Origin of the sequence: Moraxella sp. ZY210820 (genome assembly GCF_030674635.1) — a bacterium.
Classification (GTDB): domain Bacteria; phylum Pseudomonadota; class Gammaproteobacteria; order Pseudomonadales; family Moraxellaceae; genus Acinetobacter.
Genome location: NZ_CP089978.1, coordinates 574796 through 587933, shown reverse-complemented (window position 1 = coordinate 587933; position 13138 = coordinate 574796). Strand labels below are relative to the sequence as shown.

Annotated in this window: 16 protein-coding genes and 2 tRNA genes; 4 read left to right on the top strand and 14 right to left on the bottom strand. The window is 37.1% G+C overall.

Annotation, left to right across the window (positions count from 1 at the left end; all coding sequences use genetic code 11):
* The first annotated feature begins 109 nt into the window (after window positions 1-109).
* Window positions 110-370, top strand: coding sequence for a hypothetical protein (locus tag LU301_RS02930; RefSeq protein WP_305272369.1), 261 nt, complete (start codon window positions 110-112; stop codon window positions 368-370).
* Window positions 371-917: 547 nt separating this feature from the next.
* Here LU301_RS02930 and LU301_RS02925 read toward each other — a convergent pair.
* Window positions 918-1790 (bottom strand): LysR family transcriptional regulator, encoded by an 873-nt coding sequence (locus LU301_RS02925; protein WP_305272367.1) that lies wholly within the window; start codon window positions 1788-1790, stop codon window positions 918-920.
* Between the two features lie 108 nt (window positions 1791-1898).
* On the opposite strand from LU301_RS02925, the gene LU301_RS02920 reads away from it, so the two are divergent.
* The 3 genes from LU301_RS02920 (at window position 1899) to LU301_RS02910 (ending at window position 3657) form a co-directional block, all read left to right on the top strand.
* A complete protein-coding gene (locus tag LU301_RS02920; protein WP_305272363.1) occupies window positions 1899-2297 on the top strand; it encodes a DoxX family protein in 399 nt (132 codons plus the stop codon).
* A gap of 3 nt (window positions 2298-2300) precedes the next feature.
* The gene (locus LU301_RS02915) at window positions 2301-2993 is read left to right on the top strand and encodes a pirin family protein (protein ID WP_305272361.1); all 693 of its coding nucleotides are present in this window, start codon (window positions 2301-2303) and stop codon (window positions 2991-2993) included.
* Window positions 2994-3111: 118 nt separating this feature from the next.
* Window positions 3112-3657: an NADPH-dependent FMN reductase gene (locus LU301_RS02910; RefSeq protein ID WP_305272359.1), complete on the top strand. Its 546-nt coding sequence runs from the start codon at window positions 3112-3114 to the stop codon at window positions 3655-3657.
* 67 nt (window positions 3658-3724) lie between these two features.
* Here LU301_RS02910 and LU301_RS02905 read toward each other — a convergent pair whose 3' ends face one another.
* The 13 genes from LU301_RS02905 to LU301_RS02845 form a co-directional block, all read right to left on the bottom strand.
* Window positions 3725-4261 (bottom strand): gamma carbonic anhydrase family protein, encoded by a 537-nt coding sequence (locus LU301_RS02905; RefSeq protein WP_305272357.1) that lies wholly within the window; start codon window positions 4259-4261, stop codon window positions 3725-3727.
* A 104-nt stretch (window positions 4262-4365) separates the two neighbouring features.
* Window positions 4366-4441 (bottom strand) — tRNA-Asn (locus tag LU301_RS02900).
* A gap of 5 nt (window positions 4442-4446) precedes the next feature.
* Window positions 4447-4533, bottom strand: a tRNA-Leu gene (locus tag LU301_RS02895).
* A gap of 179 nt (window positions 4534-4712) precedes the next feature.
* On the bottom strand, window positions 4713-5132 hold the full coding sequence (locus tag LU301_RS02890; RefSeq protein ID WP_305272355.1) for a F0F1 ATP synthase subunit epsilon: 420 nt from the start codon (window positions 5130-5132) through the stop codon (window positions 4713-4715).
* A gap of 29 nt (window positions 5133-5161) precedes the next feature.
* Window positions 5162-6556 carry a F0F1 ATP synthase subunit beta gene (atpD, locus tag LU301_RS02885; RefSeq protein ID WP_305272353.1) on the bottom strand — a complete coding sequence of 465 codons (1395 nt, stop codon included), beginning with the start codon at window positions 6554-6556 and terminating at the stop codon, window positions 5162-5164.
* A 30-nt stretch (window positions 6557-6586) separates the two neighbouring features.
* Entirely contained in the window at window positions 6587-7456 is an 870-nt protein-coding gene (atpG, locus tag LU301_RS02880; protein ID WP_305272351.1) for a F0F1 ATP synthase subunit gamma, read from the bottom strand.
* 87 nt (window positions 7457-7543) lie between these two features.
* Window positions 7544-9088, bottom strand: a complete 1545-nt coding sequence (gene atpA / locus LU301_RS02875) for a F0F1 ATP synthase subunit alpha (protein WP_305272349.1) — start codon at window positions 9086-9088, stop codon at window positions 7544-7546.
* 42 nt (window positions 9089-9130) lie between these two features.
* The gene (locus LU301_RS02870; RefSeq protein ID WP_305272347.1) at window positions 9131-9667 is read right to left on the bottom strand and encodes a F0F1 ATP synthase subunit delta; all 537 of its coding nucleotides are present in this window, start codon (window positions 9665-9667) and stop codon (window positions 9131-9133) included.
* A 12-nt stretch (window positions 9668-9679) separates the two neighbouring features.
* On the bottom strand, window positions 9680-10150 hold the full coding sequence (locus LU301_RS02865; protein ID WP_305272345.1) for a F0F1 ATP synthase subunit B: 471 nt from the start codon (window positions 10148-10150) through the stop codon (window positions 9680-9682).
* 36 nt (window positions 10151-10186) lie between these two features.
* Window positions 10187-10444 carry a F0F1 ATP synthase subunit C gene (gene atpE / locus LU301_RS02860; protein WP_305272343.1) on the bottom strand — a complete coding sequence of 86 codons (258 nt, stop codon included), beginning with the start codon at window positions 10442-10444 and terminating at the stop codon, window positions 10187-10189.
* 73 nt (window positions 10445-10517) lie between these two features.
* The gene (gene atpB / locus LU301_RS02855) at window positions 10518-11390 is read right to left on the bottom strand and encodes a F0F1 ATP synthase subunit A (RefSeq protein ID WP_305272341.1); all 873 of its coding nucleotides are present in this window, start codon (window positions 11388-11390) and stop codon (window positions 10518-10520) included.
* Window positions 11391-11465: 75 nt separating this feature from the next.
* Entirely contained in the window at window positions 11466-11861 is a 396-nt protein-coding gene (locus LU301_RS02850) for an ATP synthase subunit I (protein ID WP_305272340.1), read from the bottom strand.
* A gap of 297 nt (window positions 11862-12158) precedes the next feature.
* Window positions 12159-13094, bottom strand: coding sequence for a tyrosine-type recombinase/integrase (locus tag LU301_RS02845; RefSeq protein ID WP_305272338.1), 936 nt, complete (start codon window positions 13092-13094; stop codon window positions 12159-12161).
* Between the last annotated feature and the right edge of the window lie 44 nt (window positions 13095-13138).

Sequence of the window (13138 nt, the reverse complement as noted above, 5' to 3'; positions counted from 1 at the left end):
CCAATAAATCATGATAGAGAGTTTTATGCTAATGATAAAAAAATATACTAAGTTAAAATATTTATTTATGATTTTTTTCATTTTTCTTTTATTATATTATAATTTTTATATGTACAAATCAAAAGAAAAATTACTTTTGATTGCTAAAGAATTTTCAGAATATTGTAACAAAAACATTTCATGTGATCGTAGTCCAAATGGCTGGGAGCATAGTACCAATCATCAGTATTTAGGTGAAAACTTAATGGTTTATAAAGTCAGTGCGGATTTTAAGAGCTTTAAAATAGAACAAAAAGTTGCGACTGGTATTACACTTGTTGCTAGTGGCGGAGTTAATCAGGAAATAACTGTAGAAAAAATTGTAGATTAAAATTTTTGATGTATATATTTCACAAATTTCAATCTTTTCCGTTATTATGATACTGATGTTGGCATGTTCATTCAAAGAGACCCGATTGGGCTGTTGGGTGGTAATAATGTATTCCAGTATGTTATTAGCCCTACCACCTTAGAAACACTCAAAAAATTAAAAAATTTAAGACATCTATTAATCTCTGCCAAAACCATTGCCAAAAAGAAACAGCTAGAAATATATAGAAACGAGTTGCCACATTGTAATATTAATTAGGATATGAATGAGTTAATACATCAAGATGAGCTTTATGCTCAACAAAGAAGATATAAGTTTCAAGTATGTAAGAAAGAATCTAAGGGAAAGCCTTGGATAACTTGCTCTGATAACTTAGAAAGTCTGAGTGAAGCAATTCGCTTGGTTAATGATATAACAAGTTATGAGGTTGCCATTTTTATCATAAAAAATGATTTTGGATTTATGTATTGGAGTTCAAATTCAAATACCTATAATCACACTGTTATTTACCAAACATGAGTCTAAAACCTTTAGATGATGAGCTAAACTATAGCTTATCAGCTTGTAACATAAACCACTCCACAAAACTCCTAACCGTTGGCACAGCTCCCCTATTTTTATAATAAATAATCGATAATGGAGCACTCGGTAATTGCCAATCCTGTAAAATGGGGATTAAATTTGGATATTTATTTAATAATTCAAGCGGTAAAACGCCAATGCCTAAACCTTGATGAATAAAATCCGCAACAATTTCAAAATGATTACATGAAATATATGCCTGCGGTACAATTTTAATTTGGCGTTCTTTATGTTGAAATATCCAGCCTTGCATTAAACTTTGTACAATTAAACGATGTTGATACAAATCATGCGGTGTTTCTAAACATTGATGTTGTTGCAGATAATCAGGGTTGGCACACAATACAAAATGTTGCATTTTTAATAATTTGGCAACCACATTTTCATTTTCAATCGCTCCTGCCCGAATCGCCACATCAATACCATCTTGAATCATATTGATTTTTTGTTGCGTCAGATTGATGTCAAGTTGCACCTGTGGATATAAAGCTAAATATTGTGATAATTTATTCTGCAATAATCCCATCATATCAATCGGCAAGGAAATTTTTAATACGCCCGATGGCTCAACCAAACCATGATGAACCCCGCCAATCGCCAATTCCGCATGATACAACATACTTTGTGCATGTTGAAAAAAATCTTCCCCTAATTCATGTAAACTCACACCTTTTTTACCACGATTGACAAGCTGTGTGCCTAAATCTTGTTCTAAGGCGGTTAATCGGCGACTTAAACGAGAAACAGGTATGCCTGTCAATTCAGAGGCAGAGGTCAGACTCCCAGATTGTACTACGGCAACAAACAAACGTATATCATCTAAACTAATATGGTGCATTTTAATCTTTCTATTATTGCAAAAATAACTTGTAATATTGTATCTTGTTGCAAATTTAAAAACAATTATAATAAGTACATCTTATCCAACACTAAATGAGAATTTTTTATGAATACTTCACATCTCAGTCCTATCGTTTTATCACTGTTACGCATGGCGACAGGTTATGCCTTTTTATTACACGGCACAGCAAAAGCCTTTGGTTTTCCAGTTGATAATACCGCTTATTTAGGTGGAAATTGGTTTTCTTTAATGGGAACAGCCACGATTTTAGAATTAGTCGGTGGACTATTGATTATTTTAGGCTTATTTACTCGCCCTGTTGCCTTTTTATTATCAGGCATGATGGCAGTGGCTTATTTTATGATGCACGCTTCAATATTTCCACTTGCTAAAGGTGGTGAACCTGCGATGTTATTTAGCTTCATTTTCTTATATTTAGCAGTAGCAGGTGCTGGTTCATTATCATTAGACCATATTATCTCTAAAAAAGTAATGGGAGAATAAAATATGTTATCAATCCGTAAAAGCGAAGAACGTGGACACGCCAATCACGGTTGGCTCGATGCCCGTCATAGTTTTTCATTTGCCAATTATTATGACCCACAGCACATGGGCTTTTCCGATTTACGTGTGATTAACGAAGACCGTGTTGCCCCAACCATGGGCTTTGGCACACACCCACATAAAAATATGGAAATTCTTACTTATGTGTTAAACGGCTCAATCGCTCATAAAGACAGCATGGGCAATGTCAAAGAATTTCATGCGGGTGAATTTCAAATTATGTCGGCAGGTTCTGGCGTAACACATTCAGAATTTAATCCAAGCGATAGCGAAGTATTACATTTATTGCAAATTTGGATTATGCCCAATGAATTAAATATCGCACCACGTTATGACCAAAAACGTTTTGCTGACCAACACGGTGGAACCTTGATTTTATCGCCAAATGCTGATGACGGCTCATTTAAAGTCTATCAAGATATGAAATTGTGGCGTTATCAATATGCAACTGAACAGCAACAACTGATTGATTTAGATGTTAAACGTGTGTATTGGTTACAGATGGTGAAAGGTAAATTAACCGTCAATGGACAATCTTTAGCTCAAGGCGATGCGATTGCTGTTCGTCAAGAACAAGTTTTAAATGTACATACGCACAGCGATGCTGAATTTTTATTGTTTGATTTACGTGCATAAATTGTATACTCCCTATCAATCTCATCATATAAATCAATCATGATTTTACTGATAAGATGGATAAATATGCTACAATAATCCAACTATCTTAGTAAACTTTCTTTTTAAGGAATATCTCATGACTAAACAAATTGCTGTATTGATTGGCTCTGCCAGCAAAACATCTTTTAACCACTTAGCAGTGAAACATTTACAAAAAATCGCTCCAAGTTCATTACAATTAAATATTGTTGAAATTGGTGATTTACCGTTGTACGACCGTGATTTAGACGAGCAGGACATTCCACAATATACTCGTGTACGTGAAGCAGTAAAATCAGCAGATGCAGTAATTTGGGTGAGCCCAGAGCATAATGCTGGTTACTCTGCTATGTTAAAAAATGCAATTGACGTTTGCTCTCGACCAATGGGACAAAGTGTTTGGATCGGCAAACCATTAGCAATTTTAACAGTAAACGCAAGTGGTAGTCCTCGTGTTGCAGATAGCTTACGTACTTTAGCTTCTGCACCATATATCAATATGCCAACTTTACCATTTTCAGCAGTTATTGGCGGTATTTTTGCAGGTGCATTCAATGAAAATGGTGAATTGGTATCAGAACAAGCCCAAACTACTTTACAAAACTTTATCAATGCCTATGCGGAATTTATTGCTCGTTTTTAATCAAAACTAACAGCATAAAAAGCCTATACAATAAGTATGGGCTTTTATTATATCTAGGAAATGTCTTTTAATCATCAAACTGAAATGGTTCAAGATTTTTAAATAATTTAATTTTTTCTGCATAAGCAATAGCACTTTGTGTTAGACGTGCGACTACTTGTTCATCTATGGTTTTGACCACTTTGGCAGGAGAACCCATTACTACAGAATTATCGGGAATCACTTTGCCCTCTGGTACTAAAGCATTTGCCCCAATAATACAATTTTTACCAATTACTGCATGATTTAAAATCACAGCGTTAATACCAATTAAACTATTATCACCAATAGTACAACCATGGATTGTTGCCTGATGTCCAATCGTTACATATTGACCGATATTCACTTCAATTCCTGCATCCGTATGAATTACAGCATTTTCTTGTACGTTGGTAAAATCGCCAATACGAATTTTACAATTATCGCCACGCACTACCGCACCATACCAGATACCAACTTTTTCGCCCAATTCAACTTGCCCAATGACCATTGCATTATCCGCAATCCAACCGTTCCAAGGTTGTTTGCTTACTGTTGGTGCATGACCTGCAAATTTATACATCATGTTGCATTACTCCCCACATATTACAAAGATTTATGTCATATCATACTGATTTTTTAGCAAAATAAAAGCCCTTAGTTAAAAATTAACTAAGGGCTTTTAGAATTTGGCTCTCCCACCTGGGCTCGAACCAGGGACCTGCGGATTAACAGTCCGTCGCTCTACCGACTGAGCTATGGGAGAATATTTGGTCCCGAGGGTCGGACTCGAACCGACACGTCATCGCTGACAGTGGATTTTGAGTCCACCGCGTCTACCAATTTCACCACCTCGGGAAAAATATATCTATCTCAACGAAAGATATAATACAAAAATTATGACTCATTAGCAAGTTTTTTTTACTATTTATGCTTTATTTTTAAACACTTAACACTCTATTGCATATTTTTTCTACATTTCAAATAAAAACTGCCTTATTATTACATAAGGCAGTTCATATAAAAACAATACAAATTTACATTGCACGGTTTTTAATTTTGCGAATCGTTTCCAACTGACCTGCAATCTCAGCTAAAGATGCTAAGGCTGCAGCAGTATCCAATTCACTCTTCTGATTTGCTAATAATGCTTCAGCTTGCTTACGTGCTTCTACAATTGCAGCTTCATCTAAGTTATCCGCACGAATTGCTGTATCAGCAAGAACCGTTACAATATGTGGCTGTACTTCTAATACACCACCAGATACATAAACTAATTCTTCCGTACCATTTTCAAGCAAAACACGAATTGGACCTGGTTGTAACAAAGTGGTTAATGGAGCATGTCCAGGCATAATACCTAACTCACCCGCAACACCCTTTGCGATCAACATTTTTACTGTACCAGTGTAAATACTTTCTTTTACACTTACGACATCACATTGCATAGTTGCCATGAGAACCTCCTAATTAGAGTTGCTAATTATTATAGCTTCTCGGCTTTTGCAATTACTTCATCAATACCACCAACCATATAGAACGCTTGTTCTGGGATATGGTCATATTCACCAGCTAATAAGCCTTTGAAACCACGAATAGTTTCTTTTAATGGTACATATTTACCTGGTGCACCAGTAAAGACTTCAGCAACGTGGAACGGTTGAGAGAAGAAACGTTGAATCTTACGTGCACGGTATACAACTAATTTATCTTCTTCAGATAATTCGTCCATACCTAAGATTGCAATAATATCTTTCAGCTCTTTATAACGTTGTAACACATTTTGAGCTTGACGAGCAATATCATAATGCTCTTGACCTACTACCAATGGGTCTAACTGACGAGAAGTCGAGTCAAGTGGGTCAATCGCAGGATAGATACCTTGAGATGCAATATCACGGCTCAATACAACTGTTGCATCTAAGTGAGCAAACGTTGTTGCTGGTGATGGGTCAGTCAAGTCATCTGCTGGAACGTAAACTGCTTGAATCGAAGTAATCGAACCAGATTTAGTTGAAGTAATACGCTCTTGTAATACCCCCATTTCTTCAGCAAGTGTAGGCTGATAACCTACCGCCGATGGCATACGACCTAATAACGCTGATACTTCAGTACCCGCCAATGTATAACGATAGATGTTATCTACGAATAAAAGTACATCACGACCTTTACCGTTTTCATCTTTTTCATCACGGAAATATTCAGCCATTGTCAAACCAGTCAAAGCAACACGTAAACGGTTACCTGGTGGTTCATTCATCTGACCATAAACCATGGCTACTTTATCGAGTACGCCAGAATCTTTCATTTCATGATAGAAGTCGTTACCTTCACGTGTACGCTCACCAACACCAGCGAATACAGATAAACCACTGTGTGCTTTTGCGATGTTGTTGATAAGCTCCATCATGTTTACGGTTTTACCTACACCCGCACCACCGAACAAACCAACTTTACCACCTTTAGCAAACGGACAAAGTAAGTCAATTACTTTAATACCTGTTTCTAAAAGCTCTGTTGAACCTGCTTGCTCTGCATAAGATGGTGCAGAACGGTGAATTGCCCAAGTTGTATCTGCATTCACAGGACCTGCTTCATCTTGTGGGCGACCCAATACGTCCATGATACGACCTAAAGTTGCCTTACCCACTGGAACAGAAATTGGTGCACCTGAGTTAGTTACAGGTAACCCACGTTTTAAACCTTCAGTAGAACCCATTGCAATAGTACGAACAACACCATCACCGAGTTGTTGTTGAACTTCTAAAGTTGTTTCCGTGCCTTCTACTTGCAGGGCATCATAAATTTTTGGAACATTGTTACGATCGAACTCAACGTCGATAACCGCACCAATGATCTGAGTAATACGACCGCCACTCATTGGAAAACTCCCAAATTTAATTTCATAATTTTATACCGCTGCCGCACCACCAACGATTTCAGAAATTTCCTGAGTAATCGCTGCTTGACGCAACTTGTTATAAATAAGCTGTAGACTCTTAATCAACTCACCTGCGTTATCTGTTGCAGCTTTCATAGCTACCATACGTGCAGATTGTTCACAAGCAATATTTTCTACAACACCTTGATACACCATAGACTCGATATAACGAACCAATAAACCGTTCAATAATACTTCAGCGTCAGGCTCATAAATATAATCCCAACTATGTGTACGGTTTAATAATTCCTCTTCTTTTGCTGGTGCTAAAGGAACAAGTTGCTCAATTTGTGGTTTTTGGGTCATTGCATTTACAAAACCGTTCGATACCAAATAAATGCGATCAACATCACCGCGTTCAAAGGCAGCTAACATACTTTGTACTGCACCACTAAGCTGTTCTTGCTCTGGAGCATCACCGATTTGAGTCACTGCTCCAATCACTTTCCCGCCGAAACTTTTACAAAACGAGACTGCTTTTTGCCCAATTAAAGCAAATTCAACTTCAATAGATTGCTCTTGTTGCTCTTTCACATGTTGAGCTAATTTTTTAAACAAGTTAATGTTTAAACCACCAGCCAAGCCACGATCTGAAGAGACAACAATATAACCCACACGCTTGACAGGACGTTGTATCATATAAGCATGTTTATATTCTGGGTTTGCTTGTACTAAATGAGCAATCACACGTTGCATATTTTCGGCATAGGGACGACTTGCTGCCATACGCTCTTGCGCACGACGCATTTTTGAAGCTGCAACCATCTGCATGGCACGCGTAATTTTCTGTGTGCTTTTGATACTTGCAACTTTGGCACGAATTTCTTTTAAATTTGCCATACGTTTAACCTATTTTTTTCGAAAGCTCAATTAAAATATACTGAGCTTTCGAAGCCTATATCTGTAACTAAACCTACTATTTTAATATTAGTAAGTTTGAGTCGCCTTGAAGTTTTCAATACCTGCTTTAATTTCAGCTTCGATGTCGCCATTATAATCGCCAGTTTCATCGATTTTGTTCATTAATGCAGAATGTTCTGAACGGAAGTATGAAATTAATGCAGCGTCAAAATCTACAATTTTCTTCACTTCAACGTCAGCCATATAGCCTTCATTAGACGCATAGACAGATACTGCTTGGTCAGCAATTGAATATGGTGCATATTGTTTTTGCTTCATCAATTCTGTTACACGCTGACCATGTTCAAGCTGTTTACGGGTTGCTTCATCAAGGTCAGAAGCGAACTGAGCAAAGGCAGCCAATTCACGATATTGAGCAAGCGCAGTACGGATACCACCAGATAATTTTTTGATAATCTTAGTTTGAGCAGCACCACCTACACGAGATACCGAAATACCAGCGTTCACTGCAGGACGGATACCTGAGTTAAATAATGATGTTTCTAAGAAAATCTGACCATCTGTAATCGAAATTACGTTCGTTGGTACGAATGCTGATACGTCACCCGCTTGTGTTTCAATAATTGGCAATGCAGTTAATGAACCAGTTTGACCTTTCACTTCGCCTTTAGTAAATTCTTCTACATACTCAGCTGATACACGAGAAGCACGTTCTAACAAACGAGAGTGTAAGTAGAATACATCACCTGGATATGCTTCACGACCTGGTGGACGGCGTAATAACAATGAAATTTGACGATACGCTACCGCTTGTTTAGACAAGTCATCATAAATGATTAGTGCATCTTGACCACGGTCACGGAAATATTCACCCATTGTACAACCAGCATACGGTGCTAAGAATTGCATTGCTGCTGGATCTGCTGCCGCTGCTGCTACAACAGTTGTATAAGCCATTGCACCTGTTTCTTCTAACTTACGCACCACATTCGCAATGGTTGATTGTTTTTGACCAACTGCGACATAAATACATTTAATGCCAGAATTTTTCTGTGCAATGATGGCATCGATTGCCATTGCTGTTTTACCAGTTTGGCGGTCACCAATAATCAACTCACGCTGACCACGACCGATTGGAATCATGGTATCTACAGACTTATAACCTGTTTGTACTGGCTGATCTACTGATTGACGCCAAATTACGCCTGGTGCTACTTTTTCTACAGCATCAGTTAATTTTGCATCGATTGGACCTTTACCATCGATTGGATTACCTAAAGCATCAACTACACGACCCAATAATTCTGGACCGACTGGTACTTCTAATACACGACCTGTACAACGAGCTTTTTGCCCTTCTTGTAAACTTAAATAGTTACCTAATACGACCGCACCGACTGAATCCTGTTCAAGGTTCAGTGCTAGACCGTATAAGCCACCATCAAATTCAATCATCTCACCGTACATTGCATCTGCCAGACCGTGAATACGCACGATACCGTCAGATACCATTACGATGGTACCTTCATTTTTAGCGGTGGCACTGGTATCCAAATCGCCAATACGCTGTTTAATGAGCGCACTAATCTCTGATGGATTCAGTTGTTGCATTGCGCTATACCTCAATTTGTTTGTAATTCTATCTTCTTTAAATTAAGCAAGAAGACGAGTCCGCATTTTTTCAAGCTTGTTTAATGCTGAGTCATCAATTACTTTATCACCCGCACGAATAACCACGCCAGCAATTAATTCTGGTTTTACTTCAACTGTTGTATGAATTGTACTATTAAAATGCTTCTCTAAGGCATTAATCAATAGTTGTTCTTGAACAGACGTTAAAGGAAGTGCTGATTCAATTACGACATCAACAACATTATTTTGCTGTGATTTTAACTCATCAAACTCTGCCGCAATTTCTGGTAATAAAACTAAACGATCATTATCTGCCAATAACGTTAAAAAGTTATCTACAGCTTGTGATTGTTGTTCACCTAAAATTTGGGCAAAGCATTTGACTTGCTCTGCAGGAGTAAGCTCTGGGCGACCCAAGTAAGCGGAAAATGCTTCATCTTGCACTGCTGCACTCAACATCTGTAACACAGCTGACCATTCCTCCGCTGTATTTTGTTCAGATGCGTAAGCAAATGCTGCTTTGGCATATGGGCGTGCTAATGTCAAGAGTTCAGCCATAATTTTCCTCGCTTACAGTTTAGCTGCCAGTTGTTTAAGCATTGCATCGTGTGCTTGTGCATCGACTTGTTGGTTCAGAATTTTTTCTGCACCCGCCACAGCTAAAGCTGCTACTTCTTGACGTAATGCTTCACGAGCAGCATTAATTTCGGTATCCACCGCTTCTTTTGCTTGCTGGCGAATACGCTCACCTTCAGTAGTTGCTTGAGTGCGTGCATCTTCTGCAATTTGTGCAGCACGACGATTCGCTTGTTCAATAATTTGAGCTGCTTGAGCTTTAGCGGCATCAATCTCTTGCTTTACCTGTGCTTGTGCATCAGCAAGGTCAGCTTTTGCTTTTTCAGCCGCATTTAAGCCATCTGCAATTTTACGCTGACGAGTCTCTAAAGCCTCCATCAACGGTGGCCAAACATACTTCATGCAGAATGCGACAAAAATCGCAAATGCAATCATTTGACCAAAAATGGTTAAGTTAATATTCATTGCAATTCCTCAATGATAAATTAGGAATACTGCTGATTAACCCGCTAATAAACCAACAAATGGGTTTGCGAAGATGATGAATAAACCAATACCTACACCAATCATTGGCACCGCATCAAGAAGACCAGCGATTAAGAACATACGAGTTTGAAGTTGTGGTGCTAATTCAGGCTGACGAGCAACTGCTTCTAAGAAACGACCACCTAAAAGACCAAAACCAATTGCAGTACCTAAAGCACCAAACGCAATAAGAAGTGCAGCTGCAACAGCTGATAAACCAACGACTAATTCCATGAAAGAATCCTCAGGGTTAAGTTATATTAAATCGAAATTAAATTAGATCTAGCCTTTTGACTAGACTGAACCATTAATGTTTTTCGCTTGCCATGCTCAAGTACACGATAGTTAACATCATGAAAATGAAGGCTTGCAATGTAATCACCAAAATATGGAAAATTGCCCAAGGCACTGATAATGTCCATTGAATCCAGAATGGTAATAAAGCGATTAAGATAAAAATTAATTCGCCTGCATACATGTTACCAAATAGTCGCAATGCTAAAGAAATTGGACGTGCTAAGAAAGTAACAAGTTCTAGAATCAAGTTAATTGGAATAAAGAGTGCTTTAAGAGCAGGATTTTTTGGATTAAATGGGTTAAGTGCTAATTCACCAACGAATCCGCCTACACCTTTCTCACGAATACTATAGAATAAAATTAACGCAAATACAGATAATGACATACCTAATGTAATATTTGGATCTGTAGATGGTACAATTTTAAAGTAAACGTGATGAGGATCCATGCCCATCATGCCACCAATTTGTTGTGCAGCATAAGGAATCCAATCCACTGGGATTAAATCCATTAAGTTCATTAAGAAAATCCACACAAAAATGGTTAATGACAATGGAGCAATTAAGCGTGATTTGCCATGAAACGTATCACGAACATTTGAATCTACAAACTCAACAATCATTTCCACCATTGCTTGAAATTTGGTTGGCACACCACTATTTGCAGCTTTTGCCACGCACCAAAACATCAAACAGAAAATAAGTCCAAGTCCAATAGACCAACCCATTGAATCCAAGTGAATTGCAGTGAACCCCATCTGTTGAGCTTCTTCAGCAGTCTCCGCCAATTTCCATGTTCCATCTGGCATTTTACCATAGGTCATGTTGGTCAAGTGATGCTTGATATACTCTGTCGAAGTAAGGGTATGTTCTTCAGCAGCCATAGTCACACCTGGTCAATGTTAATACAATAATTTCAAATCAAGTATCAAATAATATTTGATTTAAATTTCTGATTTTTACTTGTTTAATAAGCGTGTATACACGATAGGTGCAAACCACGACATACTCTGTACAAGTATAAATCCACAAAATAATGCAATCCCAGAAACTGGTTTTACATTTGTTAAAATAACAATAAATCCAACGATTAAAATCACAAATTTGCCAATCATTCCCTTATACATATTACTTAAAATCTGTTTAGATGCACTTGCACCAGCAGTACGAAATGATTGCCAAGCAAAGTAAGCACTTGCCAACCAACACACTACTGCCCCACATACCGCATTGAGTGCAATATGAAATGACCAAACAAATCCAGCAATCAAACCAATGAATGGAATAATGGATACCTGCAAAATGACTAAAGTTTTGGCTAATCGGCGGTCGATAAGCCGTCCAATCTGACGCATACAATACTCACTTTGGCATTCATGTTGTGATTTTGTCAAAAATCGTGTTTTAATCTCGCGTATTATACGTTTAATTTATACATTTTTGCAATGTTTTCATAAGAATAACATCACTTTTTATCATTTTTTTCTATGATGATTGTTATTTCCAATTATTTTAATACAAAATTATCCTATCATAAGACGTAAAATAACTATATTGACATTTTTATAGATTTTCAGCAAAATTATTAACTTCACATCAATATATCCAAATATAATTTAATTATTTCAAAACTTTATAACATAATTTTAAAATTACTTTTTCCGTGCATGAGGATGGCAATCTTGATATTTTTGTTGTATTTCTGCAAAATTTAAATGTGTATAAATTGCTGTGGTACTCGCTCGCTCATGACCTAGCATTTCTTGTACTGCTCGTAAATCACCACTACGATTGAGTAAATGACTAGCAAAACTATGGCGTAATAAATGTGGATATAAATTAATCGCAATTCCTGCTCTCTGTGCCTGATATTTCACACGATTTTCAATTTGACGTGTAGACAGCACATCACCTTTTCGGCTAATAAAAACAGGTTGTTGTGCTGTTATTTTGTATTGTTCTTCTGATAAAGCGGATAACCATTGTTGATAAATTTCTCTCCATTGTATTAAACTCTCATTCGCCTTTTTACCAAAAGGAACAATACGATTTTTTTTACCTTTACCCATAACATTAATTAGTTTTTGATTAAAATCAATATCTTGCCATATCAGACCTTGCAATTCAGACAAACGCAACCCGCTTGAATAGAACAATTCTAACATTGCTTTATCTCGTATCCAAAATTCTGCTTGTGTATTATCCAAAGGTTCAGCTTGCTCTAATAATTGCGTAATCAATTGTTCATTCATCACTGCAGGTAAAGTTTTATTTTTATTTTTAATTTTAATATCTTGTGCCGCAGCTATATTTTGTTGATGTTGTTGGTTGAGCCATGTAATAAATTGCCGAATGGCTGATAAACGGCGTTGCAAACTTTTATTTTGTAATTGTGTATATTCAATTTTTTGTACTAAATAATACTGAATATCAGCATGAGTTAATTTTTGAATATCAATATCTTGTTGCTGACAGAATTTAAAAAAATCTAAAATATCACGGCGATAAGCATCAATGGTATGTATAGATTGTTGTTGGACAATTCGCTGTTGTAGCCATTGTTCAAGATAAGATTGATAGGTGTGCATATTAAAAATCATCAACATTTAAGTATGAGTAAATACCTCTCATA